Source organism: Phytomonospora endophytica, assembly GCF_014202425.1.
GTDB classification, from domain to species: domain Bacteria; phylum Actinomycetota; class Actinomycetes; order Mycobacteriales; family Micromonosporaceae; genus Phytomonospora; species Phytomonospora endophytica.
Genome location: NZ_JACHGT010000001.1, coordinates 560174 through 587013 on the forward strand (window position 1 = coordinate 560174; position 26840 = coordinate 587013).

A 26840-nucleotide genomic window follows, 5' to 3' on the forward strand; every position below is an offset into this window, starting at 1 on the left:
GCGAGGCGTCGCCCGCAGCCGCAGAGGAGCCACACGTGGATCCCACCGCCTACGCCGAGACCGGCTACACCGGCACCGCCCTCGTCCTGTCCACCGGCGTCAACAAACCGGGCCCGGTCCGGCCCCGGTCGCTGCGCGTCCCCGCGGGCTGCGAGGTCACCGTCCGCAAAGGAGACCGCCGCCGCACCTTCGTCGCCGACACCCCCGACCTCGGCGACTTCGGCGGTGAGCACACCTCCGTCGACGTGCGTTTCCTCCCGCCGCCGTCACTCGTCCCGGCACCCGGGGGATACCTCGTCGAGGACTTCATCGACGAGGAGGACCTCAAGTACCGGATCGCCTCCGACCCGACCGTGATCGCGCGCCTGGCGAGCCTCGCCGACACCCTCGGCTACGGCTGGTGCGGCGGGACCCAGTACGGCAGGGTCGGACAGGGCTTCGACGTCTCGCGCGGTGATCCGGTCGCCGTGACGCCGGGCGGTGGCACCGTGGTCGGGAAAGAGGCGCCCTTCTACGTCGCCAAGGCCCGATTCAGCCCCGACGACCTGTACGTGGAGGGCCCCAACGAGAACGACCGCCTGAAGATCACCCTGCACGACTTCCGCCTGCTGATCGACCCGAAGACCTTCGGCTACGGCGAACCGCTGATCGAAGGGATCGAGCCCGCCGCGGTCGCCTTCCACACCGCGGAGAACCTGTCGGCCGGCGAGGACTCCTCACCCGTCGAGTTCACCTACCAGCTGGCCACGACCACCACGCACACCACGACGCGGAGCTTCACCGAGGGCGTCAAGGTCGGCTTCTCCATCAAGTCCCCGGCGGGCGAGAAGCTCCTGCTCGGCTTCGAGATCTCGGCGAACCTGGAGATCTCCTTCCAGGCCGAGCAGGGCTGGAGCGACAGCGAGGCGACGACCCACACCGACTGGCTGAAGCACGGCTACACCGCCAAGATGCCCGGCCGCACGAGACGTCGGCTCACGCTCGTCGCCGCCCGCACCAGGGCGCGCGTCGACTACACCGCCGAGGCGGTCCTCTCCTTCGACGTGAGGTTCGACGGCTTCCTGCGGGGCACGGGTAACGCCCACGTCGACCACTCCGACCAGCGCCCACACTTCCAGGCGGTGTTCGGCACCACCGAGCACGACGGGCCCGAGCACATCACCGACCTCTACGACCACCGCCACATCCCCGGCTACTCCGTCTGGGACTGGGCGTGGGCGGAGGCCCACAACGCCCCGGCGCTCGCCTCGGCGATGGAATTCCTGCGGGCCGAGATCCGCGTACCCCTCAGCGGCAGGTTCACCAAGGTGTGGGGCACCTCGGTGTCGGTGGTCGCCGGTCCGGAGGAGTCCCTCGACTCGCCGCCGCGCCCCGACCCGGACGGCACCGTCCCCGGCCGGTGGGAACACGTCCCGCTCGGCACGCCCGCCGCCGACATCGCCGTCGGCGCCGACGGCACGGCCTGGGCGGTGGCGACCGACGAGTCCGTGCACCGGCGAGACCCGGCGGGCGGGCCCTGGCGGCACGTCCCCGAGGCCCGCGCGCGGCGGATCACGGTCGGCGCGGGTGGCGTCGCCTGGGTCGTGAACGCGGGAGGCGGCGTCAACCGGCTCGTGCCCGACGGCACCGGCGTCCACAACGTCATGCCGCCGGCGGACTCCGGTGCCGGGTGGCTCGACAGCGCGGCCGACATCGCCGCCGGAGGAGACGCCGTATGGATCCTCGCGGGAGCCGACACGGGAGGGAACCGGCCCCTGCTGCGCTGGAGCGGCACCACGTGGACCCCGGCGAACATCTCCGGCGCGGCCGTCGCCGCGTCCGCCGACGGGACAGCCTGGATCTCCGACGCCGCCGGTGCCCTGTCGTCGCTCAACGCGGGCGCGGTGTCGTCGAAACCGAACGGCGCCCGCGACCTGGGCGTCGCCTCAGGAACCTCGGCGACCGTGTGGGCGGTCGACCCGGCCACGGCGGGAGTCCGGCGCCTCGACGGCGGCGGATGGAAGCCCGCGCCCCCGGGCGACGCCGTACGTGTCGCCGTCGCACCCGACGGAACGCCCTGGCGCATCGACGCGAAAGGCGAGATCCACCGGCTCGTGGCCGCCTAGCCCCGGCCCCGTCCACGCTGCACACGCGCCTCGTAAAAGGCGACCGTCGCCGCGTTCGCCGCGTTCAGCGAACTCGCCGTGCCGCCCATCGGGATGCGCGCCAGCACGTCGCACGCCTCCCGCCACGCCTGGCTCAGGCCCGCCGTCTCGTTGCCGACCAGCAGCAGCGTCGGGCCGGTCAGGTCGTGGGCGGCGAGCTCGACCGAGCCCGCCTCGTCGGTCCCGACGATCGTCACGCCGGGGTGCGCGCGGATCCAGTCGAGGACCCGCGCGTGCGAGGCCACCCGGACCGTCGGCACCGCGAACAGCGAACCCGTCGAGGCCCGCACCGCCTGCGGGTCGTACACGTCGGCCGCGTGCCCGGTCACCACGACCCCGCCGACGCCGAAGGCGTCGGCCGAACGGATCAGCGCGCCGATGTTGCCGGGGTTCGTCGGCCGGTCGAAGACCGCGCCCAGGAACGCCGGGCCGACCTCGATGCGGCTCAGCTCGTCGGCCGCCATGGCCGCGACCGCGACCAGCTCCGGCGGCTCCTCGGGTCGCTCACCGAGTTCAGCGATTAGCTCGGGTGCGACGTCCACCACCGGCGCGCCGGCCTCGTCGACGATCCCGCGCGCCCAGTCCGACAGCCGCCGGCCCTCCTGGCGGAGCACCGACACCAGCGGCCAGCCCGCCCGCACCGCGAGCGTGATCGGCCGGACCCCCTGCACCAGGAACTCGCCCGCACGCTGGCGCTTCTTCCGGTTCGACAGCAGCGTCTCCCAATGCTGGAAGGTCGCGTTCCGCCGCCCGACGTACGACCGCCCGGCCACCCCTGACTCCCCTCGCCGCATGAGGCCACACGATACGGGCCGGACCCTCGCCCACCGCGCGCGCTCACCGATCTCTGCGGTTATGGTCTGGCTATGCGTGATCTTCAATTGACCGGAGACGCGCTCACGGTCGAGGACGTCGTCGATGTCGCACAACGCCGTGCGCGTGTATCACTGGGCCCCCAGCTCGCCGAGCGAATGGCACCCAGCCGAGGCGTCGTCGTCGACGCCGTCCACCGCAAGGACGTCGTCTACGGCGTCACCACCGGGTTCGGCGCGCTCGCCGACACCACCATCGGCGCCGACGACCTCGCCGCCCTCCAGTTCGCCCTCGTGCGCAGCCACGCCGCCGCCGTCGGCGCCCCGCTGCCCGACGAGGTCGTGCGCGCCCTCCTGCTCCTGCGCGCCAGGACCCTCTCGGCCGGGCACTCCGGCGTCCGCGTGGACCTGCCCGCCCTGTTCCTCGCGCTCCTCGAACGCGACCTGCTCCCGGTCATCCCCGAGAAGGGCTCCGTCGGCGCCTCCGGCGACCTGGCGCAACTGGCGCACCTCGCGCTGCCCCTCATCGGCGAAGGCCGCCTCAAGGCGCCCGGCGATCCCCGCGAAGGCCGCCCGGCCGCCGAGGTCCTCGCCGAGCACGGCCTCACGCCCCTCGCGCTGGAGCCGAAGGAGGGCCTGTCCCTCATCAACGGCACCGAGCCGATGCAGGCCGTCCTCGCCCTCGCCGTCGTCGCCGCCGAAGAACTCTGCACCCTCGCCGACATCGCCTGCGCCATGTCCGTCGAGGCCCTCTTCGGCACCGACCGCGCCTACGACGAACGCGTCCAGGTCATCCGCCCGCACCCCGGGCAGCTCGACTCCGCCGCGAACCTCCGCGCGCTCCTCGCCGACAGCCCCCTCCTGGCCAGCCACCGCTGGTCGGACCACGCCGTCCAGGACTCCTACTCGCTGCGCTGCGCGCCCCAGGTCCACGGCTCCGCCCGCGACCTGATCGCCCACTGCCGCCGCGTCCTGACCATCGAACTCGGCTCGATCGTCGACAACCCCGTCGTCGTCACCGACAACAACGGCGGCTACGAGGTGATGAGCACCGGAAACTTCCACGGCCAGCCCATCGCCTTCGCCGCCGACGCGCTCGCCATGGCCGTCGCCGAGCTCGGCAGCATCGCCGAACGCCGCGTCTACCGGATGCTCGACCCGGCGACCTCGCGGGGCCTGCCGCCCTTCCTGGCGCCCGACGCCGGCACCAACTCCGGGTTCATGCTCGCGCAGTACACCGCCGCCAGCGTGGTCAGCGAGAACAAGGTGCTGTGCCACCCGTCGAGCGTCGACTCGATCGTCACCTCCGGCAACCAGGAGGACCACGTCTCGATGGGCTGGCACGGGGTGCGCAAGGCCCACGAGGTCATCGACAACACCCGCACGGTCCTGGCCATCGAGATCCTCTGCGCGGCCCAGGCCCTCGACCTGCGCGCCGACGTGGCCGCGCCCGGACCCGCCACCGGGGCCGCGCACGGGCTCGTCCGCCGCGACGTCGAGCCGATGATGGTCGACCGGGAGATGGCTCCCCAGATCGAGGCGGTGCGCACGCTGCTGCCCGAGATCATTTCGCGTGTGTCGGGTGTGGTGGATACGCTCCGCTGATGGAACTTCGTGAGGCCACCCCCGAAGAGTTCGCGGCCTGGGAGGGCGACTGGATCGCCCGCCTGGGCGCGAACACCGGGCCGGTCGACAACCGCAAACGGGCGGCCAGGGCGCCCGTGTACACCCTGGAGGCCGTCGGCGAGGCCGTCGGCACCATGGCGCTGGCGCTCCTGCCGATCCGCGGCGGGGAGGGCCACGAGCTCATCCTGTCCGACGTCCACATCACCCCCGCGGTGCGCCGGCGTGGCCACGGCCGCGCCGCCCTCGAAGCGGCCGTGCGCTGGGGCCGCGAGAACGGCGCCCGCTCGCTGAACGTCGGCTACGCGGGCGGCGACGAGGCCACCGAGGCACTGTTCGGCGGTATGAAACTCATCGCGCAGCACATGGACATCGACCTCGGCGAGCGGCGGGAACTGCCCGCCGAGATCACCGTGGAGCCCCTGCGCGGGGAGGCCTACGACGTCTGGCACGTGCACAGCGTCACCGAGTACGCCAGGATCACCGCCGAGGCGGGGTTCGGGACCTACGAGGAGGCGTACCGGAGCTCGGTCGAGCAGTTCGCGGAGCTGCTGCCGCAGGGCACCGACACCCCCGGGCACTCACTGGAACAGTTGATCGTCGACGGCGAGCAGGTCAGCTCGATCTGGGTGCGGCACGGCTACGAGCCGGGCACGTCCTTCGTCTTCGACGTGGAGTCCTCGGAGAAGCACCGGGGCAAGGGCTACGGCCGGGCCGCGATGTGGCACGGGGAGAACATCTCCAAGGCCGCCGGTGACGGGCGCCTCATGCTCAACGTGCACGGGCACAACACGGTCGCGATCAACCTGTACGTGAAACTCGGCTACCGGGTCGTCCGCAGGTACCGCGGGATCGATCTCACCGCCTGAGCCTCGGGCGGGGCATGGGCGCTCGGGCGCCCGTGTCCCGTCCTCTACCGTTCGCGTTCGGCGAGCAGTCGTGTGAGCGCGGCGTCGACGTCGAGATGCTCCGACTCGCGCCCGCGCGGGACCACGCCGTAGGTCCGGCGCAGGAACCTCGTCAGGACGTTGCGGGGCACCTCGAACAGGGCGTTGCCGTCGGGGGAGGACAGCGCCAGCGCGATCGCCTCCCCGCGTGGCGTGCTCCACGGCCAGACGCGCACGTCGCCGATGCCCGAGGGCTCGGTCAGGCCGGTGGCCAGCAGCTCCCTGGAGAAGGACCAGCTGATGGACTCCCCGCCCTCGCCGTCGGGGTGGAAGACCACGTGCACGGCGTACGGGTCGCGCTGGTCGTAGCGCAGGCTCGCGCGGACGGCGAGTGTGGCGAAATCGGGCGCGACCAGGCGCATCGACGTGTCCACCTCGATGGTGACCGGTTGTGTCGTAGCCATGTCTGCCCCCCGGCACTTGGGTGAGCCCTTCCCCGAGCCCACCATCTGTTCACTTGTGGTCTTACCACCCGCGACGGGCCCGCGCCCGCTGATCGCGTTGACTTGAAAAAACACGTCCGGGTGAAGTACCCACGGACTATCTCAAACCGGACTGTCGGGTTCTTGTCCCCGAGAAAAACGGTACCGTCAAAAAGATCCGCGGGAGGGGTGATCAATGAGAGACGCCAGGTCGGGCGACGCGCCCGAAGCCGTGTCCACCGAGGTGCGGGAGCCTGCCGCCACCGAGCCCAGGACGGGCCTGCACGGCCGGCTGGACCGGGTGCGACGGACCCGTTCGGGCCGCCTGACCCTGAAGATCGTCATCGGCATCGCCGGTTTCGCGGTGATGGCGCTCGGCATCGTGCTGATCCCCTTCCCCGGGCCGGGATGGGCGATCGTGCTGGCCGGCCTGGCGATCCTGGCCCTGGAGTTCGCCTGGGCGCACCAGCTGTTCACGTTCACCAAGCGGCAGCTGACCCGCTGGCTCCACTGGGTCGGCCGGCAGCACTGGTCGGTCAAGTTCCTCATCGGGCTCGCCGGGCTGGTCTTCGTCGCCTGCGTCGTGTGGGCCTCGGTGTGGCTGAGCTTCGACGTGAACCTCTACACCGAGATCACCGGCTGGATCGGCGACCGCTGAGTCAGAGCAGGCGTGTCTCGCAGCCGAGCCGCCCGCCCAGTTCGCTCAGCATGGCGCCGAAGCCGGCGCGGGTCCGGTCGTCGAAGCCCCGGAAGAACCGGTTCGCCAGCGGCACCGCCCAGCGGCTGCCGGGCCCGGCCACGTTGTAGACCCGCAGGGTCAGGATCGTGCCGTCGTCCTCGGCGGGGGAGACGGTGTACTCGCCGCGGTACCACCAGCCGCCCTGGGCGGCGACCGTGCGGCGTTCCAGGTCGACCTCGACGGTCAGCCTCCCGCCGGGGTAGGTCAGCACGAAGCGCCCCGGCCCGCCGCTGAGCGGCCCGCCGCCGGCGAGGTCCTGGAAGAGGACGAGGTTGTCGCCCTCGGCCGGTCCGGCGAACACCTTGAGCACGAGCCCGGCGACGGCGTCGGGCGGGGCGGTGAGGTGCCCGGCGACCGTGGCCATCGGTTCGCGGCCGTTCGCGGTCATGGTCGCCTCCCGGTGCTGGTCGTCGATCGGGCGGGCGTCAGGTTACTCCTCCGGCGTCTTCCGCGCGGCCCTCGCCGTCGCCCTTGAAGTCCAGGGTGGACAGCCACTGCGAGTTGGCCTCGGCGGCGTCGCCGAGGTGGGCGGCCATCGCCGTCATCCGGACCAGGCGCGCGCGGATGATCTCCTGGAGCTCGTCGGCGACGTTGTCGCGGATCCGCCTGTACTCGGCGCCGGCCGTGGCCACGTCGGCGACGGCGGTCTCCAGCAGGTCCGGATCGCCGTGGTCGCGCGCCTGGGCCAGCGAGCGTCTCGCCTCGGTGAGGCGTTCCATCGCCTCCCGGCGCTCGGCGAGGAGACGGTCGCGGTGCAGGGCGGCGACATGGCTCTCCGCCTCGTTGACGATCACGTCGCCCCAGAAGCGCGCCTGCGCGGCCGCCGCCGCGTCCTTGTTCGACTCGGGTTCGTGGTCGGATGTCATCGGACGTCCTCGAAGTACTCGGACCGGCTGGTGTACCGGGCATCGCACGCACGCGTTGTCACCGCTCCGCGACGCTCCACTGTGGACCGTACTCGAAAAGCGGTCCGCGCGACACCTTCACCGGACCCGTCGCGGCTGCGCTTTCCTTTGCTGCCCAGGCGATCCGGCGCGGCTTGGGATGATGCGCCCGACAGCGGCGGTATGCGCTTCATGTGCGCACACGTCCCTCTCGTGCCCATAGAGTTCGCGCCGACGCTGTTGATCGACAACGTCCCCCGAGTTCGAACGGAGCACGCACATGCGTCGTATCGGAACCCTCGCCGACCGCCTCCTCGCCCGCCTCGTCCCCGCCGCCGGCGCCGCGGCGGGCACGTGCGGCAACGTCTCCTGCGCCGGTGGCGGATTCAAGTGGTGCTGCACCACGACCACCGGCACCACGTGCACCGAGTGCGGCTGACCTGACGGTGGGGCCGCCCGGCGGCCGCGGGCGGCCTCACTTCGCGTCGGCGTAACTCGACACCGTCGTCGTCTGCATCGGGATCCGCACCGGCGTGCCGGGGAACAGCAGCACGGTCGCCTCCAGGGCGGCCTCGTCGATCACGTCGTGCACGCGCGCGGCGTGCCGCTCGGGGCAGTGCACGATCACCTCGTCGTGCTGGAAGAACACCAGCTCGCCCAGATCCTCCTCGTGCAGGCGCCGGCGCAGGAACGCCAGCAGCGCCAATGCCCACTCGGCGGCCGTCCCCTGGACCACGAAGTTGCGGGTGAAGCGGCCCCGGTCCCGCACGGCCCGTGCCGCCTCCGGGCCCGCGCCCATGCTCTTGAAGCTCGACGACGCCGGCGGGCAGGTCCGGCCGAGCCAGGAGCGCACGAGTTTGCCCTGCTCACCGGCCTGCGCGGCCGACTCGACGTAGGCGTAGGCGACCGGGAAGCGTTGCCGCATCACCGCCAGCAGGGACAGCGCGTCGGTGCTGCCGCCGCCGTACATCGCCGACAGGAGCGCGATCTTGGCGCCGTCGCGTTTGCCGCCGAAGGCGTCCGAGAGGGCCGCGTAGAGGTCGATCTCCCCGGCCGCTCGGGCCATGCCCGCGTCACCCGACATCGCCGCCAGGACACGCGGCTCCAGCTGGGCGGCGTCGGCGACGACGAGCCGCCAGCCGTCGTCGGCGGTCACGGCCCGGCGCACGGCCTTGGGGATCTGGAGCGCGGCGCCGCCGTTGGTGGCCCAGCGGCCCGAGACGACCCCGCCGACCACGTACTCCGGCCGCAGGCGCTGCCCGGCGGGCGTCGGCCCGGCGCCGACCCACTGCTCGGCCCAGGTCCAGCCGTGCGCGACCCAGATCCGCGCCAGCTCCTTGTACTGCAGGAGCGGCTCGACCGCCGGATGGTCGACCTGCTTGAGGACGTAGGAGCGGGTCGACTCCACCGGCTTCCCGGCCGCCTTGAAGGCGGCCACGATCTGCTGCGGGGAGTCGGGGTTGACGACCTTCCCGAAGGCCGCCGAGATCCGGTCGGCGAGCTCCTGGAGCAGCCGGGGCCGCATGCCCTTGAACGGCTTGGGGCCGAGCAGCCCGGTGAGCAGTTCGTCGTGCACGGTACGGCGGAAAGGGAGCCCCTGGGCGGTCATCTCGGCGGCGACGAGGCCGCCGGCGGACTCCGCCGCGACGAGCGTGGCCAGGCCGGGCACGCCCGCGGCGGCGCGGCGGACCTGGTCGGCGTAGACGGAGGTGAGCCGCTCGGTCTCCTCGCGGCCGGAGGGGCGCGGCTTCTCGTCGGTGAAGAGGGTCTCCTGGCGCAGGACCCGCTCGGGCTCCTCGACGGGGACGGGCAGGCCGTGGCCGCGCGCGTAGGCGGCGGCGACCGAGGTGGTCTCGCCGTAGCGGCCCTCGAAGCCGAGGAGCACGCCTTCGGCGAGGACGAGGTCGTGGCAGCGGCCGAGGCGGGCGCCGGCGGCGTAGAGCGGCGGGTAGGTGTGGGCGATGTCGGCGAGGATCCAGCGCGGGGACTCGGCGGCCTCACGGCGGCGGAGCTCGGCGGCGAGGTCGGGCACCTCGGTCGCGGGCGCGAGGGGGCGGCCGTCGTCGCCGACGGCGCGCAGCCAACCTGACCCGGCCGCGTTCCCGGCCCCGGGCACCACCAACATCCGCACGTGCCGATCATCCCAGCGGAGTGTGACAGTTCCGGTCAGGTTCATCGGGCTCCCGTGTCGGTACCCGCTGTTACGTTGACCTCGTGAGAAGTGAAGCCGAGGACGTCGAGGAGTACATCGCCGCGCTGCCGGAGGGCCGGCGCGAGGCGATCACCGCCGTACGGGAGCTGATCCTGGCGAACCTGCCGGAGGGCTACCGCGAGGAGATGGCCTTCGGGATGATCGGCTACGTCGTCCCGCTGGAGCGTTATCCGGTGACCTACAACAAGCAGCCGCTGAGCTTCGCGGCCCTCGCCTCCCAGAAGAACCACATGTCCCTGTACCTGATGACGGTGTACGGCGAGGCCGGTGACGCCTTCCGTGAGCGCTGGGCGGCGACGGGCAAGAAGCTGGACATGGGCAAGAGCTGCGTCCGCTTCCGCTCGGTCGACGACCTCGCGTTCGACGTGATCGCCGCCGAGATCGCGGCCAACCCCGTCGACCTGCACATCGAGCACTACGAGGCGAGCCGCCGGGGCTGATCACCCGCCCGGCGGAGTCAATCATCCAGTTGGATGATAAGTTCGGTGAATGCCTCGCCGTGCCCCCGAACCCGACGCCCGCCGACGCGACGCCGAACGCACCCGGCGCCGTCTGCTCGACGCGGCCTTCGACGCCTTCGCCGAGCACGGCTACGCCGGGGCCCGGGTCCAGGACATCGCCGACCGCGCGGGCGTGAACAAGCAGCTCATCACCTACTACTTCGGCGGCAAGGCCGGCCTTTACCAGGCCCTGCAGGAGCAGTGGCTGCGGCGCGAGGAGGCCTTGACGCCCGACGGGGACACCCTCGCCGACCTCGTCGCGACCTACGTCCGGCACGCCGCCGCCGACCCGCGCGGCATCCGCCTGATGCTGTGGCGCGGCCTCACCGACGCCTTCCCCGAGGACTTCGACGCCGACCCCATGATCGACGCCGACCTCGCCGACACACGCGCCCGTCAGGAGACGGGCGAGCTGCCCGCCGACGTCGACGCGCGCGCCCTGCGGCTGGTGCTCTACGGCATGGTCGTCGCGCCCGTCGCGATGCCCGAGCTCGTCCGCCGCAGTTACGGTGTCGCCCCGGACTCGCCGGGGTTCGTCGCCGAGTACACCGAACAGGTCCGCCGCCTCATCCGCCACTTGGGCGCGCGCGGCGAGACCGACACCCCTGAGGAGACCCCTTGACCATTCTTGTCACCGGTGCCCGCGGCAGCGTCGCGCGTGCCGTCGTCGACCGGTTCGTCGCCGCGGGCGAAGACGTCCGCGCCGCCGGTAGCGACCCGTCCAAGACCCCGCCCATCGAGGGCGTGCCGATCGCCGGGTTCGACCTCGCCGACCGGGCCAACCTGAAGGCCGTCCTCGACGGCGTGGACCGCGTCTTCATGTACGCCGTGCACAGCGGCATCGAGAACTTCCTGGACGCCGCGCGCGACGCCGGTGTCCGGCACATCGTGCTGCTGTCGTCGATCGCCGCCGCGTTCCCGGGCAACCCGATCGGGGACATGCACCTGGCCGTGGAGAACCCGCTGCGCGAGTCGGGGATCGCGTACACGATCCTGCGGCCGGGGATGTTCGCCACCAACGCCCTGTGGTGGGCCGACGCGGTCCGCTCCGGGGTCGTCGCACTGCCGTATCCCGAGGCGCACGTGACGCCGATCCACGAGGGCGACATGGCCGACGTGGCCTTCGCGGCGCTCACCGGCTCCGGCCACGAGGGTGCGATCCACCCCCTGGACGGACCGGAGTCGCTGACGGTGCGGCGGCAGGTCGAGCTGATCGGCGAGGCGATCGGCCGCGACCTGCGCATCGAGGTCCTGCCGCACGAGAAGGCGGCGGCGTCCATGCCCGCGCCGGTCCTGGAGATGCTGGCCGGAGCGGTCGGCAAGCCCCAGACGCCCGGCCCGAACTCCTGGGCCGTCACGGGCATCCCGTCGCGAGGGTTCGCGCAATGGGCCGCCGACCACGCCGACGACTTCCGTTAGTGGATCGGGGGCTCAGGGCTCGACGACGGTCTTGAGCCCCCGGCGCGCCGTGGCGCTCGTGAACGCCTCGGCCACCTCGTCGAGCGGGAACCGGTCGCTGACCAGTGGGGAGATGTCGATGAGGCCCTTCTCGACCAGCCCGATGGCGCGCGGGTAGACCTCCTTCATCCGCCGCACCAGCGCGATCGTGAGGCCCTTGCGCCGCGCGGGTGAGGCGGGAAAGGCGATCTCGTCGGGGTCGGGGATGCCGGCCAGCACGATCCGCCCGCCCGGACGGGCCGCGAGCATCGAGTCCGCGACGGCCTCGTTGGCGCCCGCCACCTCGAACACGACGTCGGCGCCGATTCCCAGCGCCGCGGCGAAGAAATCACCGGAGCCCGCACCGGACGACGGATCGAGGACGGCGTCGGCGCCGTACCGGGTCGCCGCCCCCCGGCGCTGTGCCAGGGGATCGGACGCCACGACCGTCGCCGCGCCGGCCAGCCGCGCGAGCCGGACCAGCATCAGCCCGATCGGGCCGCAGCCGACGACCGCGACCTTGTCGCCGAGACGCACGTGGCCCAGGTCGAGGGTGTGCACGGCGACGCCGAGGGGTTCGAGGAGGGCGCCGTCGGCGTCGGAGAGCGCGTCGGGCAGGGGATGCAGTCGCGCGGTCGGCCACGCGAGCAGCTCGCGCAGGCCGCCGTCGGTGGCACCGTGCCCGGCGAAGGCGATGTTCAGGCACAGGTTCGGGTGGCCCTCGACACACAGTTCGCAGTGGTGGCAGGGGATCGCGGGATCCACGGCGACCCGGCGGCCTTTCAGGGGACCGCTCTCGACGACGCCGGCGAACTCGTGGCCGACGACCAGCGGCTCCTTGAGCTGCGCGTCGCCGATCCCGCCCTCGCCGTACCAGTGCAGGTCCGAGCCGCACAGCCCGACGGCGGTGACCCGCACGAGCGACTCACCCGGACCGGGCCGGGGATCGGGCTCCTCGGCGACCCGGACGTCGCCTATGCCGTGCAGTCTGGCGACCTTCATACGACCGACTCCTCAGTGTCGACTAGCGCGCCTCGAAGGCGAATGACTGGCCGGGCCCGCCGCAGCGGGCCTGGACGAACGCGACCCCCGCGGTCAGCTCCCCGCCGAGCGGGGCCATGCAGTGCCCGCTGGCGACGTTCTGGAGACGGTAACCGCCGTCGGCGGCTTCGAGCCGGAAACGTTGCTGCTCCATGGCACCGGTCGTGTCGCATCGCTGCCCGATGTAGAGCTGCTCGACGTCGGGGCCGTCGGGGGTGACGCAGCCGATGCCGAACTCGGGGTTGTCGAGCTGGAGCTGGTAGACACCCGGTTCGAGTGCGAGCAGGAGCATCGGCGGCCCGGCGGAGGCGCAGTCGGACTGCACGAGCACGATCTTGACCGTGTTGCCGCGTTCGGGACCTTCGCCGACGCAGAGGCCGGAGGCGGTGTAGGTGATCTCGTACGTGCCCGAGCCGAGGGTCGCGGCGGTCGCCTGGCTCGACGTGCCGTCCGATGTGGACGGTGTCGCGCCCTCGCCGGAGGGTTCGTCCCGGAGGGCGATCGCGCCCCACACGATCCCGACGGCGAGCAGCAGGGCCGCGGGGATCGGGGCGTAGCGCCACAGGCCACGGCCGCCGCGTTTCCTCACGGGCGGAGGAGGAGGCGCGGGCGGGGGCACCGGCACGGGCACCGGCATCGGCTGGAACCGCGCCGGGGCGGGGGAGACCTGTGGGGCGTAGTGGTCGGGGTAGGCCTGGGGGGAGAGGGGGGCGAGGTAGGGGTCCCGCTGCGTGACGGGTTCCTCGACGGCAGGGGCCGGTGGGGGCGGCGGTGAGACCGGAACCGGTGGGGCCTGCACGTACGGGTCGGGCTGCGTGGGCGGCGGTACGTAGGGCGGGGGTGGCGAGACCGGCTGGAGATAGGGATCCGGCTGTGGCGGCCCGTACAGGTCGGGCTGCGCCACCGGGATGCCCGGCCCGGGTTGGGGAAGCGGAACGGCCTGTGGTGGCACGTAGGGCTGGGGGAGCGCGACCGGCACGGTCGGGGGCTCCGGGGGGCCCTCCGGAGCCGCTGGGGAGGCCTGGTTCCACGGCGCCGTCGACACCGGAGGCGCGACCTCCACGTACGGGTCGGGCCGTTCCGGCGCTGCGGGCGGCCATGCCATGGGCACGGCCGGGGGCTCGCCCTCCGGCTCCGGGCGGGGCTCGGGTGCGGGGGCTCCCCGCCGTGACCGCCGCTTCGAATCCGCCAGGGACGGGAACGGCCGCACGGCGTCGTCGGGTCGTCCTCGTTCGCCGGGTTCGGAGGCGGCGTCCACTATGTGCTCCCTCGCAAATGGTTCCCGTGGGCCAGGTTTCCTCAATGCTATGGGACCCGGCCGGTTTCGCGCTCCCCGCCACCGAAAAAGCAGAACACTCCTTCGCGAAGAGTTCTTCGCAAAGCTACACTGCCGACATGACCGACCGCGTCACACTCGACTCCGCCGCCCTCCGCGTCCTGGCCCACCCGACCCGCCTCGCCCTGCTCGGCCACCTGCGCCGCCACGGCCCGGCCACCGCCCGCCGCCTCGCCGAGCTCTTCGGCATCGACTCCGGCGCGGCCAGCTACCACCTGCGCAGGCTCGCCTCGGGCGGCCTCATCGAGGAGGACACCGAGCGGGGGAACAAGCGCGACCGCTGGTGGCGCGCGAAGCACGCCCAGTCCCTGCACGACCCCGCGACCTTCCCCGGCGAGCGCGCCGACAGTCGCGCTTACGCCCAGGCGCTCGCGCTGGCCGCGGCCGACGAGCTGCGCAGGGTCGCCGGGGCGGTGCCGGTCCTGCCCGACGCGTGGTTCGACGCCTCGGTGTTCAGCGACCACACGCTGCGGCTGACCCCGGACGGACTGGAGGCACTGAAACGGGAACTCCACGCGGTGATCGAGCGGCACGCGGAGAACCCGGAGCCCGACGACGTCACGCCGGTGTCGGTGCGGCTCCAGGCCTACCCGCTGCCGGAGGAGTGATGCTGCTCCAGACCACCCCCGCGAAGCCCGCCCATCGCGACGGCAACGTCCTGCGGTGGCTCGGCGCGTACACGGCCTCGGTGACCGGCGACGTCGTCTACTTCCTCGTCCTCTCGTGGGCCGTGGCGCGGATCGCGGGACCCGCCGAAGTCGGCCTCGTCCTGGCGGCGGGCGCCGTCCCGCGTGCCGTGCTGATGCTCGCCGGCGGTGTCGTCGCCGACCGCCTCGGGCCGCGCCGGGTGGTGATCCTCAGCGACCTCGTGCGCTGCCTGACGATCTTCGCGGCCGCCGGGATCTCCCTCGGCGGCGGCGGACCGTGGCCGCTCGTCGCGGTCGCGGTGATCTTCGGTGCCGTCGACGCGCTGTTCATGCCCGCCGTCGGCGCGCTGCCACCCCTGCTGACCGGCACCGGGCAGCTCACCCGCGTGCAGGCCCTGCGCTCACTGTCGATCCGGTTCGGCAACGCCGCCGGGCCGCTGCTCGCCGCGCTCGTGCTGACGGCGGCGGGCGCCCCGGCCGGTTTCGTCCTGTCCGGCGTGCTGTTCGCGTTGTCGCTGGTCCTGCTGTGGAGCATGTCCGTCCTGCGGCGGCCGGAACCTCCGCGAGAGAGCGCCACGACCGATCCCCGGGGGAGCGCCTGGCGCGACCTGCGCGACGGACTGCGCCACCTCCGCCGCGAACGCGGCCTGCTCCCACTCGTCGTCGTCATCGGTCTCGGCGAGATGTGCTTCAGCGGGCCCGTCGGCGCCGGGTTCGTCCTCCTCGCCGACGAACGCGGCTGGACGGCCGGTGTCCTCGGCGCGACCCTGAGCGCCTTCAGCGTCGGCGGAGCCGTGTCCGGGCTGGCGCTGGTCACCGTGAACCGCGTCCACCGGCCGGCGCTCGTCATGGCCCTGTCGCTGTCGGCGGCCGGGATCCTCGTCGCCGCGACCGGTCTGGCCTCCTCCGCGGGCCTCGCGATCGGTTTCTCCGGGGCGCTCGGCCTGGTCAGCGGCGTGGCGATGGTCGTCGGCGCCGGGGAACTCCAGACCCGCACCGACCCGCGCTACCTCGGCCGCGTCACCGCCGTGACGACCCTGTGCACGCTCGGCCTGAGCCCGGTCCTGCTCCCGGTCGCCGGACTCGTCTCGGCTCGCTTCGGCACCGGCGTGTTCTTCCTCGGCTGCGCTGTGATCTGCCTGCTCGCCGCCGGGATCGCCGTCGCGACGCGCGAACGCGGCTAGCGGCTCAGCGGAATCTCGGGCAGCGCGCTCAGGAACGGCCCGTCCGCGCTCTGCTCGGCGCGCTCGATGAACATCGTCGACTCCCGCCCCCGGATCCGCAGGGAGGCCACCGCGTTGCCGAAGTACGGGCCCGCGATCTTGTCCCAGGAGACCGGCAGCGGCCGCACCTCGCCCGAACGCAGCATCCACCGCCGCAGCAGCCCCGCCGGCGTCCGCCACCACGCGATCCGGAACAGCGGCCGCATCCAGCGCGGGACCCGGTTGTGCAACGGCGAGCAGGTCAGCTGGTACACCCTCGCCTCCACCGGCCGGTCGAAGGTCGCCTCGGCCGCGTACACGTGGTGAACGTCGCCCGACAGCACGCAGACCGTCGCCGCCGTGCCCTCGGCGATCCGCCGGATCATGCGCGTGAGCCGATCCGACGACTCCCGGAACGAGGGCCAGTGCTCCAGATCGGCGGCCTGGCGGATCCACTCCGCACGCCGGCCCCGCCGCCCCGGACGACGGCACGCGACCTCGTTGATCGACTGGATGTGGCTGATCCCGTGCGGCATCAGCCACGGCAGCGACGAACCGATCAGCAGATGCTCGTAGTCACCGCCCGCGTTCGCCTCGATCCACTCGAACTCGCCGTCGCCGACCATCGAACGCCGTCCGTCTTCGAGGATGCGCCCCGAACGGGTGTCGATCACCAGGAGCCGCACGTTGCCGAAGTCGCGCCGGTAACTCCAGCGGGTCCCCTTACGGCCGTTGACCTCCTGCGTCGCCACGTCGGCGAACTCGCCGAGGACCCCGGCGGCGTCGCCGGCGCGCCCGGCCTCGACGACCGCGCGATAGGTCTTGTCCTCCGCCAGCTCGTCGGGCGAGAGGTTCCCGATGTGCTGGTAGATCCAGTACGTGACCAGCGCCGCTCGCTCACGCTCGTCCCACCAGGCCGTCCGCTCCATCTCGTCACGCCAGGTCTGCGAGGTGTTCCAGTCGTCGCGGACGTCGTGGTCATCGAAGATCATCGACGTCGGCACCGTCGAGAACAGCCAGCGCACCAGCTCCGTCGACCACGACTCGTGGTAGAGCCGGACGTACTCGTCGAAGTTCGCCACCTCCGTGCCCGGATCGCGACGTACGTCGCGCCGCTCGCCGATCCAGGCGCCGGTGGCCTTGCTCGTCTCGTCGGCGTAGACCTGATCCCCCAGCAGCACCAGGGAGTCGGGCCACTCCCGCTCCGGCGAGGTCGCCATGCGCACGGCGTAGGCCGCCAGCGCGTCGGTGCCCCAACGGCGGTTCTCACGCGCGTCGGGACTCTCCGGAAGCCGGCAGGACCCGAAGAGGAGCAGGAAGTCGTCGTCACCGCCGACGGGCAGCGTCCGGATACGGCTCGGTGGGAGACCCGACCCGGGCAGCGGCCAGCAGCGCTCGCCGTCGAGATGGACCTCGTAGTCGACGGCCGTGCCGGGTTCGAGGCCGGTGATCACGACAAGGGCGTAATGCCGCCCGGACACCTGGAAGGTCGGCGCGGAGGCACCGGCGACGGACACCTCACAGGGACCGTCGGTCTCCACCCAGACGGTCGCCGAACTCGTGTCGACGTGGCGCAGTAATGGTCCGAGTACCAGATCCGGCATGGCACCTCCTCACTCGCGGGCCGCCACCGAACCTATCGCTTCCCGATGACGGTCTCGGTTCTGGGCGCGGGAATGTTTCCCGCGTCGCACTCCCTTCTGATGTTCCTCCCAGGAGACTCCCAACCCGAGCCGGTTCCCCGGCCGCCGCGACGGCGATAGCGTGACCTCGGCCGCCGCGTTCCGCTGGCGCCACTCTCTTCCCCCACCCGTTCAGAGAGGCGATCCATGCCGCCTTCCGAAGACCGCACCGGCCCGTCCCGCCGCACCCTGCTCGCCGCCGCGATCACCGCCGGAGCCGTGACACCCCTGCTCGGAGCCGCGCCCGCGCTCGCCGGGATCACCGACGCCGACGCCCTCTACAAGGCGGGCGACTTCGCCGCCGCCGAACACGCCTACCGCGCCGTCCTGCGCGACGACCGCCTCGACCAGCGCGCCAACGCGCGGGTAGGCCAGATCGCCCTGCTGTCCAACCGCTTCCGGGCCGCCGAAGAGCACCTCTCCCGCGCGATCACCGTCGATCCGGGCGACCAGGTCTCCCGGCAGCGGCTCGCCGAATGCTTCGTCCGGCAGGACCGGCACCCCCGCGCGATCCCGCTCCTCCGGGAAACGGGACGGCCCACCGACGCGGCCTTCGCCGAACAGTTCGCGCACCTGCCCGAGCGGCCCTGGCAGGTGCACGGCCGGTCGAGCACGCGGCTGCCGTTCCACGCGATGGATCCCATCCCGTCGGTGTGGGCGAGGGTGAACGGCGGTGAACCCAAGCGGTACCTGCTCGACACCTTCGCCACCATCGGGATGACCACGGAGGTCGCCGAGGAGGCGGGGATCCGGTCGCTCGCGACCACGACCGGGCGGCTGACCGACGGGACGCTGATCGTCAGGCACCTCGGCGTCCTCGAATCCTGCACACTCGGCGACATCGAGTTGCGCGGGATCCCCGTCCAGTGGAGCGACCTGCCCATGCCGCCGCTGCCCGACGGGACGCAACCCGCCGGCGCCATCGGCACCCTGGCCTTCTACCACCTGCTGGCCACCATGGACTACGCCGGAAGCGCGCTCGTGCTGCGCCGGAAGACGCCCGGCGAGTTCGCGAGGTTCAAGGCCCGGGCCGCCCGATGCGGATACGACCGCGTGCCGCTGTGGCTGTACGGCGACCATTTCCCGTGCTCTCTCGGCATGGTCCACGACCACGGTCCGGGAGTCGTCACGCTCGACACCGGCGGTATCGGCCACGGGGTGTCCATGGGGCTCGGTCTCGCCGAGCGACTGGGCATCGAGGTGGGCACGCCCGATCCCGCGCGGCCCTACTACCACCCGCTGACCGCCGACCGCGTCAGCCTCGGCAGGGCCGTCGCCCACGATGTCGCCGGCTGGGCCGGTCCGCCCGGCACCGGTCCCGGGGCCGGACTGGACTTCGACACGATCGCCAACTTCTCGCACACCTTCTACCGCGACTTCGCCATGACCTTCGACTACGCCGGGATGGGTGTGTACATGACCGGAGCGCTGTCGGCGTAACGCCGTCGCCGGGAGCCGCGACCGCGGCTCCCGGCGTTGTCGGTCAGGCGTCGCGGCGGGCGCGGGCCCTGGCCAGCCAGACGAGGGCAATGCCGGCCAGTCCCACCACCACGGCGAGGTAGCCGCCGACGATGCCGTTGCCGGTACCCGGGCCTCCGTCGGCGGTGACGATGACGAACACCCCGGCCAGCGCGCCGAGGACGGAGAGGGCCACGGCGAGGCGGCCCCCGCGTCGCCGGCCGTCGCCGGTGCCCCGGGCCGCGCGGAACAGGGCGAGTACGCCCACGACCGCGCCGGCCAGGGCGACGAGTGCGGCGGAGGTCGCGATGACCCGGTCGGCGGTCCATCCGGTGACGGTGGCCGGCTCGGTCGCCAGGTGCGCCGCCGCCGGTGCGGCGAGCCCGAAGCCTCCGGCCAGGGCGGCACCGGCCGTGGTCAGAATGATGCGGGCCGTCTTCCGGGCTCCGGTAGAGCTCATGTCGTTGCCTCTTCCTTGTATCTCGCCGGGCGAGAATCCGATGTCTCGATCGTGTCGCCGAACGGGACCCGGAACGTCATGCCCGGGGAGGTGATCGGGCCTGCTGTGCCCGCCGCACCCGCCTGCCACCGGTGCGGCAGAGACGCCGGATCTACCGCGTTCGTGGTAGCCGGAGGGCGGTCCTCGCGCAGGATTCGCGTGCGACCGCGTCCGGTTAGGGTGCGAACATGAGCGGACGACGACCGACGGTTCCGGCCGGTGTCACCGACCGGCTGATCACGGTCGGGGTGGTGGCGATGCTGCTGGTCGTCGGGTTCACCCAGGACCGGCCCGAGGGACGGCTCGACGTGCTCGGCTACGTCCTGCTCGCCGCCAGCGGCGTCGCGCTGATCGCACGCCGGAAGGCGCCGATCGTCACCCTGGTCGTCACCGGACTGTGCGCGGCGGGCTATCAGGCCGCCGGTTTCGACGTGCCCGCCGTGGCCTTCCTGTTCGCCGTGTACGCCGCCGTGCGCGCCGGGCACCGCCTCGTCACCGTCCTGGCCGCCGTCGGGATGCTGGCCGCGCTACCGCTCGCCATTCTCGCCACGGCCGACGGCGCGTCGGTGCCGGACGCCCTCGCGCGGTCCCGCGGTGCCCTGGAGATCGCGTGGCTGATCGCCGCGGGCGCGGCCGGTGAGGCCCTGCGCCAGGCCGAGCGCCGCGCCGACGAGGCCGAGCGGACCCGTGAGGAGACCGCGCGCCGCCGCGCCGACGAGGAGCGGCTGCACATCGCGCGGGAACTGCACGACTCCCTCACCCACCAGATCTCCGTCATCAAGGTGCAGGCCGAGGTCGCCGTGCACGTCGCGCGCAAGCGCGGCGAAGAGGTCACGCCGACCCTGCTGGCGATCCAGGAGGCCAGCCGCGAGGCGAACCGGGAGCTGCGGGCGACCCTGGAGGCGCTCCGCGACGACGGCGAGTCCCCGCGCCACGGCCTCGACCAGGTCGCCGAACTGGTCGCCCGCGCCCGCGTCGGCGGCCTGGACGCGACCCTCACCGTCGGCGGGGAGCCGCTGGACGTGCCGACCGCCGTCGAACGGACCGCCTACCGCATCGTCCAGGAGTCCCTCACCAACGTCGCCCGCCATGCCGCCGCCAGTGTCGCCTCCGTCCACATCGACTACCGGCCCGGTGCCCTGGCCATCCGTGTCGACGACGACGGCAAGGCCACCCCGAGCACCGTCCCGGTGCCGGGCGTCGGCCTCCTCGGCATGCGCGAGCGGGTCACCGCCCTCGGCGGCCGCCTGCGCGCCGAACCGCGCGGCGAAGGCGGCTTCACCGTGCGGGCCGAACTCCCCGTCGAGCGGGCCACGTGATCCGCGTCGTGCTGGTCGACGACCAGCCGCTCCTGCGCAGCGGGTTCCGCGCCCTCCTCGACCTCGAAGACGACATCGAGGTCGTCGGCGAGGCCGCCGACGGTGCGGCGGGCCTCGCGCTGATCAGGGAGCACCGGCCCGACATCGCGCTCATCGACGTCCAGATGCCGGTCCTCGACGGCATCGAGACGACCCGGCGCGTCGCCGCCGACCCCGCGCTCGACGACGTGCACGTCGTCATCCTCACCAACTACGGCTTCGACGAGTACGTCTACAACGCCCTGCGCGCCGGTGCCGCCGGATTCCTCGTGAAGGACATCGTGCCCGAGGACTTCCTGCACGCCGTGCGCGTCGCCGCGCGCGGCGACGCGCTGCTCGCGCCGTCGATCACCCGCAGGCTCATCGCCCGCTTCGTCGCCGAACCGCCCCACCGCGCCGTCGGCACCGGCCTGCCCGAGCTGACCAACAGGGAACGGGAGGCCGTCGCATTCGCCGCGCGGGGTCTGTCCAACGACCAGATCGCCGACCGCATGGAGATCAGTCCGGTGACCGCCAAGACCCACATCAACCGGGCCATGGCGAAGCTCCACGCCCGCGACCGCGCGCAACTCGTGGTGTACGCGTACGAGTCCGGACTGGTGGTACCGCGCGAGGGGTGAGGACGCGCTCGCCGGAACCGGACCGGCCGACTCGCGTGGGGTGGACCGCGCGAGCACGCGGCCGAGAGAACGGCGGGGACGGTTGAGCGCGCGGCCGAGGGGTACCGGTTGAGCGCGCGGCCGAGGGACCGGCGGGGACGGTTGAGCGCGCGGCCGAGGGGTACCGGTTGAGCGCGCGGCCGAGGGACCGACGGGGACGGGGGAGCGCGCGGCCGTGGGGGTGTCGCGCGGGTGCGGACCCGGCAGGGAACTAAGAGCTCGCGGCTGAGGGAGAACCGCGCGAGAGGATCGCGTTGGCGCGCGCGAGGCGGTCGGTGCGCGGCATCGGCGCGAGGTCGCAGACCCGGCGGCGGACGCGAGCACGCGGCCGAGGGAGCGCTACGCGGGCGTGCAGCCGAGCGGGTACCGCACAGCGCGTAGCCGCCGACGTTGCGTGCCCTCACGCGAGCCGGCACCCGACAAAGCCCCCCCCCCCCCGCGAGCCCGCACCCGACAAAGCCCGCGTCACCACCCACCCACGCCGATCCCGGCCACTGTCTGACCGGCCCGTTACATCCTCTTAAGCCCCGATCCAGGGGCGTTTCACGCTGAATCTTCTGTTCGTCGTCACCGTCGCAGCCGCCCGGGGGGCCGGGCTGTGGCTGAACACGAGCAAGCGGGACCAGATCTTCGGCGACCAGGAGACCGGGACGCTGACCTTCCCGTGCCGCCGCCGTGCGACGGGCAGGGTCGCCCACGGTGGGAGCCGCATGTTTCGGCGTCGATCGGGTAGTCGATCTCGACACCCCCCGAAGGAGAATCGATGCCGAAGACACCAGCGAAGAACATCTTCGTCCTGGGCATGACCGCCGTGCAGCTCGACGAACTGCGCACCGTGCGCGGCGCCGAGGACTACGAGTTCCACGACCTGGTCGGATACGACCGGCTCGTCAATACCGCCGAGGTCGACTTCACGGCGATGCTCGACACCGCCCGCGCACAGCTGTCGGACTTCGACGGCACGGTCGACGCGATCGTGACCCACTGGGACTTCCCGGCCAGCCTCATCGGGCCGATCCTCGCCCGCGAGCACGGCCTCCCGGCGCCGAGTCTGGAAAGCCTGCTCAAGTGCGAGCACAAGTACTGGAGCAGGCTCGAACAGCGCGCGTCGGTGCCCGAGTGCGTGCCGCGCTTCGTGTCCTTCGACCCCTTCGACGACGACGCCCTCGCCGCCATCGACCTCGACTTCCCCTTCTGGGTCAAGCCGGTCAAGTCGCACTCCTCCGACCTCGGTTTCGAGATCCGCGACGCCGAGGGCTTCCACGCCGCCGTCGCCGAGATCCGCGAGAACATCGGCGCCATCGGCGACGCCTTCAACGACGCCCTCGCCCTCGTCGACCTCCCGCCCGAGCTTTCCGGAGCCGACGGCAACACCTGCCTCGCCGAGCAGTTCGTCTCGGGCGTGCAGGCCGCGCCCGAGGGCACGATGTTCCACGGCCGCTTCGCCGTCCACGGCGTCCTCGACATGCACAAGGACGACGCGGGGACCAGCTTCGAGCGACTCGACTACCCGGCGGCCTCGGTGCCCGCCGCGATCCAGGACCGCATGATCGACGCCACCGAACGCCTCCTGCGGCACGTCGGCTTCGACGACGGCGCCTTCAACGCCGAGTTCATGTGGGACTCCGAGGCCGACAAGATCTGGCTCATCGAGGTCAACACCCGCATCTCCCAGTCCCACAGCGAACTGTTCACCCGCGTCGACGGCACCTCGAACCACACCGTCGCCATCGACATCGCGCTCGGCCGCGAACCCCGGATGCCGCACCGGGAAGGCGACTTCGCCGTCGCCGCGCAGTGCATGATCTTCCACGACGACGACGCCGTGGTCACCCGGATCCCCGGCCGGCGCGACAAGGAACGCGTCGCCGAACGCCACGCGGGCGCGATCGTCACACTCCAGGTGTCCGAAGGCGACCGGCTCGCCGAGCTTCCGAACCAGGACAGCTACCGCTACATCATCGGCAAGGTCTACATCGGCGCGCGCGACCGCGAGGAGCTCCAGCGACGTTACGACGCCATCGTCGCCGAGCTGCCCTTCGAGTTCGCGCCCGTCACCGGAGGAGAGGGGGAGTCGTGAGGATCGCCGCCGGCCTGCCCCACGAGACCCGCGTCATCGAGAACGTGTTCGTCCCCATGCGCGACGGCGCACGCCTCGCGGCCCGGATCTGGCTTCCGGTCGACGCCGAGAAGCGCCCGGTGCCGGCCGTGCTGGAGTACATCCCGTACCGCAAGCGCGACGGGACCCGCGTCCGCGACGCCGCCAACCATCCCTACCTCGCAGGCCACGGCTACGTCTGCGCCCGCGTCGACATGCGCGGCAGCGGCGACTCCGACGGGGTCCTCACCGACGAGTACCGGCCCCAGGAGCACGAGGACGCCGAGGACGTCATCGCCTGGCTCGCCGAGCAGGAGTGGTGCGACGGGAACGTCGGGATGATGGGCATCTCCTGGGGCGGGTTCAACAGTCTCCAGGTCGCCGCCCGGCGTCCGCCCGCCCTCAAGGCGATCGTGAGCGCGTCGGCGACCGACGACCTCTACGTCGACAACATGCACTACATGGGCGGCTGCCTCCTCGGGGACAACCTCTCCGAGGCCACGGTCATGTTCGCCGCCAACTCGCAGCCGCCCGACCCGGAGATCGTGGGGGAGGGCTGGCGCGACCTGTGGCGCGAGCGGCTCGAAGGCAGCGGACTGTGGCTGGACACCTGGCTGTCGCACCAGCGCCGCGACGACTACTGGAAACCGGCCTCGGTGTGCGAGGACTACTCCCAGGTCCAGGTGCCGGTCATGGCCGTCGGCGGGTGGGCCGACGGGTACACCAACGCCGTGTTCCGGCTCCTGGAACACCTCGACGTCCCCCGCAAGGGACTCATCGGCCCGTGGGGGCACAAGTACCCGCACTTCGGGGTGCCGGGGCCCGCGATCGGTTTCCTCCAGGAACTCGTGCGCTGGTGGGACCACTGGCTCAAGGGGATCGACTCCGGCCTGATGGACGAGCCGATGCTGCGGGCGTGGATGCAGGACAGCGTCGCGCCGAAGCCCTCCTACGCCGACCGGCCCGGCCGCTGGGTCGGTGAGGACTCCTGGCCCTCACCGGACGTCGAGCGACGCCAGTACCGGCTGCGCCGCCACGGCATCGAGCACGGCGACGTGCGCGCCGAGGCCGGGACCGACGTGACGCTCCAGTCGCCGTTGAGCGTCGGCATGTTCGCCGGGAAGTGGGCCTCCTACGCCGCCACCCCGGATCTGCCTTTCGACCAGCGGGAAGAGGACGGCGGCGCGCTGGTCTTCGAGATGGAGCCCCTCGGCGAGACCATGGAGATCTTCGGCCTGCCCGTCGCCTCCTTCGAGGTCTCGGCCGACAAGCCGGTCGCCATGCTCGCCGTGCGCCTGTCCGACGTCGCCCCCAACGGTGAGGCGACCCGCTTCACCTACGGGCTGCTCAACCTGACCCACCGCGACGGCAGCGCGAAGCCGCGCCCGCTCGAACCGGGCGAGCGGTACCGCGTCGACGTGCCGCTCAACGGCATTGCCCAGAGCATCCCGGCCGGGCACCGGCTCCGCCTGTCGGTGTCCACCTCGTACTGGCCGCTGGCGTGGCCGGCCCCGGAAGCGGCGACGGTCCGCTTCACCGCCGGATCCAGCAGTCTCACCCTGCCGGTGCGCCCGCCGCGCGCCGAGGACGAGAAGCTGCGCGAGTTCGGCGAACCCGAGATCGCCGAACCCCTCGCCGTGACCCAGCTCGAACCCGGTGAGCATCACTGGCGTGTCACCCGCGACCTCGCCACCGGCGTGTCCACGCTGGCCATCGCCGACGACCAGGGAAGCCAGCGCCTCGAAGAGACCGGGACCGTGCTGCGTCGCGGGACCTGGGAGCGTTACAGCTTCCGGTGGAACGACGTGAACTCGGTCCGCGGTGAGACCCGGACGGTCCGCCGTTTCGAACGCGGCGACTGGCGCGTCGAGGTCGTCACCCGGACCGTGCTGAGCTCGACGTCCGAGAACTTCCTCATCACGGCACAGCTGGACGCCTACGAACTCGACGCCTCGCGCGGCGACCCGCGCGTGTACTCGCAGAACTGGCGGCGTGAGATCCCGCGCGACCTGGTGTGACGAGGCCGCACCCGGCGCACCGCCGCGCGGTTCCGGCAGAACCTCCAGGCGCCGGGGCGCACCTACGGGCGGGCGATGCCGATGCGGAAGGTGCAGGGGATCGAACCCGCCCACGCAGGCGATCGCCGGGACGCCGTGTCTCCCGGCGGTCTCGTTCAGATACCCGCGAGCGCCGCCATGTGTTTCGCCTCGTCCTCCGACAGCGAGCGGATCGTCTCGCCGGTCACCACCTGCCGCTTCGACTTCCATCCCCGCAGCCACAGTCCGGCGGCCCAGCAGGTTTCCAGTTCGTCGCGCGCGAAGCGGCGTCCGGCCACGTCCTGGTAGGCCGCGAGGAACGCCGCCGACTCCTCGACGGACGGGGCGACGTAGGCCGCGGTGAAACCCACGATCACCGCCTCCGTGTCGGCGATGGCACTGTCCCAGTCGTAGGCGATGTACAGCTCGTCGCCGCGCCAGCGGAAGTTCTCGCGGAACCAGTCGCCGTGGCCGATCACCGTCGGGGCCCGCCAGGCGGCGATGCGGTCGCGCGCGTCCCGGCCGCCGCGTTCGAGCCAGTCCGGGCCGGCGACCGAACCGAAGGGGCGGTCGAGGTCCTCGGCGGTCGCCCACACGCCGGGTTCGCCGTGTGCCCAGCGGTTCCAGGACGGTTTCGGGTCGAGGTCGACGGTGGCGGCCAGCGGAGCGGCGATGCGCACGAGCGCTTCGAGCGCCGTCGCGAACGGCCGGGGCTCCCGTCCCGTGGCGGGAAGCTCATCGCCGCCTTCGACCAGCGCCTCGACGGTGGCCGTCCACCTGCCGAGCGGTGTCGGCGCGAGGATCGGCTCGGGCGCGGGGAAACCGGCCCGGTGGAGGTGCTCGTGGACGGCGAAGCAGCCCGCGACGCGGGCCGCCGGTTCGCGCACCTTGACGACGACCTCCCGGCCATCGGCGAGTTCGGCTCCGATCACCGCCGAGAGGCGGCCGCTCCGGAAACGTTCGGCCGCGATGCCCGAGGCGAGGTGTTCGGCGCACCAGCGGTCCAGCGTCGCGGCGTCGACATGAGGGAGGTCCACCCGTCGATCCTAGGGACCCGCTCCGGCACACATATCGTCCGGCGTCGATTGACAAAGTTTAGACTCA

Annotated in this window: 25 protein-coding genes; 15 read left to right on the top strand and 10 right to left on the bottom strand. The window is 72.4% G+C overall.

Annotation, left to right across the window (positions count from 1 at the left end; all coding sequences use genetic code 11):
- The first annotated feature begins 35 nt into the window (after positions 1-35).
- Positions 36-2105: an aerolysin family beta-barrel pore-forming toxin gene (locus HNR73_RS02295; protein ID WP_184785517.1), complete on the top strand. Its 2070-nt coding sequence runs from the start codon at positions 36-38 to the stop codon at positions 2103-2105.
- Here HNR73_RS02295 and HNR73_RS02300 read toward each other — a convergent pair.
- Positions 2102-2917, bottom strand: coding sequence for a TrmH family RNA methyltransferase (locus HNR73_RS02300; RefSeq protein ID WP_239122086.1), 816 nt, complete (start codon positions 2915-2917; stop codon positions 2102-2104). The two genes, HNR73_RS02295 and HNR73_RS02300, sit on opposite strands and share 4 nt — an antisense overlap.
- Positions 2918-3010: 93 nt before the next feature.
- Here HNR73_RS02300 and hutH point away from each other — a divergent pair, with 93 nt between their 5' ends.
- Together hutH and HNR73_RS02310 are read left to right on the top strand one after the other, a co-directional pair.
- Entirely contained in the window at positions 3011-4561 is a 1551-nt protein-coding gene (gene hutH / locus HNR73_RS02305) for a histidine ammonia-lyase (protein ID WP_184785519.1), read from the top strand.
- Positions 4561-5448: a GNAT family N-acetyltransferase gene (locus tag HNR73_RS02310; protein ID WP_184785520.1), complete on the top strand. Its 888-nt coding sequence runs from the start codon at positions 4561-4563 to the stop codon at positions 5446-5448. Before hutH ends, HNR73_RS02310 begins: the two co-directional genes overlap by 1 nt.
- 44 nt (positions 5449-5492) lie before the next feature.
- Here the strand turns inward: HNR73_RS02310 and HNR73_RS02315 are convergent, their stop codons facing one another.
- A complete protein-coding gene (locus HNR73_RS02315) occupies positions 5493-5930 on the bottom strand; it encodes an SsgA family sporulation/cell division regulator (RefSeq protein ID WP_184785521.1) in 438 nt (145 codons plus the stop codon).
- A 214-nt stretch (positions 5931-6144) separates the two neighbouring features.
- On the opposite strand from HNR73_RS02315, the gene HNR73_RS02320 reads away from it, so the two are divergent.
- Entirely contained in the window at positions 6145-6606 is a 462-nt protein-coding gene (locus HNR73_RS02320) for a TIGR02611 family protein (protein WP_184785522.1), read from the top strand.
- Between the two features lies 1 nt (position 6607).
- On the opposite strand, the gene HNR73_RS38945 is transcribed toward HNR73_RS02320, so the two are convergent.
- Entirely contained in the window at positions 6608-7075 is a 468-nt protein-coding gene (locus tag HNR73_RS38945; RefSeq protein WP_203686093.1) for a hypothetical protein, read from the bottom strand.
- Between the two features lie 37 nt (positions 7076-7112).
- Positions 7113-7553, bottom strand: a complete 441-nt coding sequence (locus HNR73_RS02330; RefSeq protein ID WP_184785523.1) for a hypothetical protein — start codon at positions 7551-7553, stop codon at positions 7113-7115.
- A 298-nt stretch (positions 7554-7851) separates the two neighbouring features.
- Between HNR73_RS02330 and HNR73_RS02335 the strand changes: the two genes are divergently transcribed.
- Positions 7852-8010, top strand: a complete 159-nt coding sequence (locus tag HNR73_RS02335; protein ID WP_184785524.1) for a hypothetical protein — start codon at positions 7852-7854, stop codon at positions 8008-8010.
- Positions 8011-8046: 36 nt separating this feature from the next.
- Here the strand turns inward: HNR73_RS02335 and HNR73_RS02340 are convergent, their stop codons facing one another.
- The gene (locus HNR73_RS02340; RefSeq protein WP_184785733.1) at positions 8047-9696 is read right to left on the bottom strand and encodes a bifunctional 3'-5' exonuclease/DNA polymerase; all 1650 of its coding nucleotides are present in this window, start codon (positions 9694-9696) and stop codon (positions 8047-8049) included.
- Between the two features lie 89 nt (positions 9697-9785).
- Between HNR73_RS02340 and HNR73_RS02345 the strand changes: the two genes are divergently transcribed.
- Genes HNR73_RS02345 through HNR73_RS02355 form a run of 3 tightly spaced genes read left to right on the top strand, consistent with a single transcriptional unit; the run spans position 9786 to position 11702 of the window.
- Positions 9786-10223 (top strand): DUF1801 domain-containing protein, encoded by a 438-nt coding sequence (locus tag HNR73_RS02345; RefSeq protein ID WP_184785525.1) that lies wholly within the window; start codon positions 9786-9788, stop codon positions 10221-10223.
- Between the two features lie 49 nt (positions 10224-10272).
- Positions 10273-10905: a TetR/AcrR family transcriptional regulator gene (locus HNR73_RS02350; protein WP_184785526.1), complete on the top strand. Its 633-nt coding sequence runs from the start codon at positions 10273-10275 to the stop codon at positions 10903-10905.
- Positions 10902-11702, top strand: a complete 801-nt coding sequence (locus HNR73_RS02355; RefSeq protein WP_184785527.1) for an SDR family oxidoreductase — start codon at positions 10902-10904, stop codon at positions 11700-11702. Before HNR73_RS02350 ends, HNR73_RS02355 begins: the two co-directional genes overlap by 4 nt.
- Before the next feature lie 12 nt (positions 11703-11714).
- On the opposite strand, the gene HNR73_RS02360 is transcribed toward HNR73_RS02355, so the two are convergent.
- Both HNR73_RS02360 and HNR73_RS02365 read right to left on the bottom strand, forming a co-directional pair.
- A complete protein-coding gene (locus HNR73_RS02360; protein WP_184785528.1) occupies positions 11715-12722 on the bottom strand; it encodes a zinc-dependent alcohol dehydrogenase in 1008 nt (335 codons plus the stop codon).
- 22 nt (positions 12723-12744) lie between these two features.
- Entirely contained in the window at positions 12745-14019 is a 1275-nt protein-coding gene (locus HNR73_RS02365) for an RICIN domain-containing protein (RefSeq protein ID WP_184785529.1), read from the bottom strand.
- A 137-nt stretch (positions 14020-14156) separates the two neighbouring features.
- On the opposite strand from HNR73_RS02365, the gene HNR73_RS02370 reads away from it, so the two are divergent.
- Both HNR73_RS02370 and HNR73_RS02375 read left to right on the top strand, forming a co-directional pair.
- Positions 14157-14705, top strand: coding sequence for an ArsR/SmtB family transcription factor (locus HNR73_RS02370; RefSeq protein WP_184785530.1), 549 nt, complete (start codon positions 14157-14159; stop codon positions 14703-14705).
- Positions 14705-15928 (top strand): MFS transporter, encoded by a 1224-nt coding sequence (locus tag HNR73_RS02375; protein WP_184785531.1) that lies wholly within the window; start codon positions 14705-14707, stop codon positions 15926-15928. The genes HNR73_RS02370 and HNR73_RS02375 overlap by 1 nt, the downstream gene beginning before the upstream one ends.
- On the opposite strand, the gene HNR73_RS02380 is transcribed toward HNR73_RS02375, so the two are convergent.
- Complete coding sequence (locus tag HNR73_RS02380; protein ID WP_184785532.1) at positions 15925-17550, bottom strand: alkaline phosphatase D family protein; 1626 nt, start codon at positions 17548-17550, stop codon at positions 15925-15927. The genes HNR73_RS02375 and HNR73_RS02380 overlap by 4 nt on opposite strands.
- A 225-nt stretch (positions 17551-17775) precedes the next feature.
- On the opposite strand from HNR73_RS02380, the gene HNR73_RS02385 reads away from it, so the two are divergent.
- Complete coding sequence (locus HNR73_RS02385) at positions 17776-19068, top strand: tetratricopeptide repeat protein (protein WP_184785533.1); 1293 nt, start codon at positions 17776-17778, stop codon at positions 19066-19068.
- Positions 19069-19111: 43 nt separating this feature from the next.
- On the opposite strand, the gene HNR73_RS02390 is transcribed toward HNR73_RS02385, so the two are convergent.
- Entirely contained in the window at positions 19112-19546 is a 435-nt protein-coding gene (locus HNR73_RS02390) for a DUF6223 family protein (protein ID WP_203686091.1), read from the bottom strand.
- A gap of 227 nt (positions 19547-19773) precedes the next feature.
- Between HNR73_RS02390 and HNR73_RS02395 the strand changes: the two genes are divergently transcribed.
- The 4 genes from HNR73_RS02395 (at position 19774) to HNR73_RS02410 (ending at position 25718) form a co-directional block, all read left to right on the top strand.
- On the top strand, positions 19774-20904 hold the full coding sequence (locus HNR73_RS02395) for a sensor histidine kinase (RefSeq protein ID WP_184785534.1): 1131 nt from the start codon (positions 19774-19776) through the stop codon (positions 20902-20904).
- The gene (locus tag HNR73_RS02400) at positions 20901-21563 is read left to right on the top strand and encodes a response regulator (protein WP_184785535.1); all 663 of its coding nucleotides are present in this window, start codon (positions 20901-20903) and stop codon (positions 21561-21563) included. The genes HNR73_RS02395 and HNR73_RS02400 overlap by 4 nt, the downstream gene beginning before the upstream one ends.
- Positions 21564-22365: 802 nt before the next feature.
- Positions 22366-23682: an ATP-grasp domain-containing protein gene (locus HNR73_RS02405; protein WP_184785536.1), complete on the top strand. Its 1317-nt coding sequence runs from the start codon at positions 22366-22368 to the stop codon at positions 23680-23682.
- A complete protein-coding gene (locus tag HNR73_RS02410) occupies positions 23679-25718 on the top strand; it encodes a CocE/NonD family hydrolase (protein WP_221330634.1) in 2040 nt (679 codons plus the stop codon). The genes HNR73_RS02405 and HNR73_RS02410 overlap by 4 nt, the downstream gene beginning before the upstream one ends.
- Before the next feature lie 155 nt (positions 25719-25873).
- Here HNR73_RS02410 and HNR73_RS02415 read toward each other — a convergent pair whose 3' ends face one another.
- The gene (locus HNR73_RS02415; RefSeq protein WP_203686083.1) at positions 25874-26773 is read right to left on the bottom strand and encodes a protein kinase family protein; all 900 of its coding nucleotides are present in this window, start codon (positions 26771-26773) and stop codon (positions 25874-25876) included.
- Between the last annotated feature and the right edge of the window lie 67 nt (positions 26774-26840).

Bases quoted from the DNA above. Each gene is read 5' to 3' on its own strand.
- hutH (WP_184785519.1), top strand. From the start codon at position 3,011: ATGCGTGATCTTCAATTGACCGGAGACGCGCTCACGGTCGAGGACGTC.
- HNR73_RS02310 (WP_184785520.1), top strand. From the start codon at position 4,561: ATGGAACTTCGTGAGGCCACCCCCGAAGAGTTCGCGGCCTGGGAGGGC.
- HNR73_RS02315 (WP_184785521.1), bottom strand. From the start codon at position 5,930: ATGGCTACGACACAACCGGTCACCATCGAGGTGGACACGTCGATGCGC.
- HNR73_RS02320 (WP_184785522.1), top strand. From the start codon at position 6,145: ATGAGAGACGCCAGGTCGGGCGACGCGCCCGAAGCCGTGTCCACCGAG.
- HNR73_RS38945 (WP_203686093.1), bottom strand. From the start codon at position 7,075: ATGACCGCGAACGGCCGCGAACCGATGGCCACGGTCGCCGGGCACCTC.
- HNR73_RS02330 (WP_184785523.1), bottom strand. From the start codon at position 7,553: ATGACATCCGACCACGAACCCGAGTCGAACAAGGACGCGGCGGCGGCC.
- HNR73_RS02335 (WP_184785524.1), top strand. From the start codon at position 7,852: ATGCGTCGTATCGGAACCCTCGCCGACCGCCTCCTCGCCCGCCTCGTC.
- HNR73_RS02340 (WP_184785733.1), bottom strand. From the start codon at position 9,696: ATGTTGGTGGTGCCCGGGGCCGGGAACGCGGCCGGGTCAGGTTGGCTG.
- HNR73_RS02350 (WP_184785526.1), top strand. From the start codon at position 10,273: ATGCCTCGCCGTGCCCCCGAACCCGACGCCCGCCGACGCGACGCCGAA.
- HNR73_RS02360 (WP_184785528.1), bottom strand. From the start codon at position 12,722: ATGAAGGTCGCCAGACTGCACGGCATAGGCGACGTCCGGGTCGCCGAG.
- HNR73_RS02370 (WP_184785530.1), top strand. From the start codon at position 14,157: ATGACCGACCGCGTCACACTCGACTCCGCCGCCCTCCGCGTCCTGGCC.
- HNR73_RS02375 (WP_184785531.1), top strand. From the start codon at position 14,705: ATGCTGCTCCAGACCACCCCCGCGAAGCCCGCCCATCGCGACGGCAAC.
- HNR73_RS02380 (WP_184785532.1), bottom strand. From the start codon at position 17,550: ATGCCGGATCTGGTACTCGGACCATTACTGCGCCACGTCGACACGAGT.
- HNR73_RS02385 (WP_184785533.1), top strand. From the start codon at position 17,776: ATGCCGCCTTCCGAAGACCGCACCGGCCCGTCCCGCCGCACCCTGCTC.
- HNR73_RS02390 (WP_203686091.1), bottom strand. From the start codon at position 19,546: ATGAGCTCTACCGGAGCCCGGAAGACGGCCCGCATCATTCTGACCACG.
- HNR73_RS02395 (WP_184785534.1), top strand. From the start codon at position 19,774: ATGAGCGGACGACGACCGACGGTTCCGGCCGGTGTCACCGACCGGCTG.
- HNR73_RS02405 (WP_184785536.1), top strand. From the start codon at position 22,366: ATGCCGAAGACACCAGCGAAGAACATCTTCGTCCTGGGCATGACCGCC.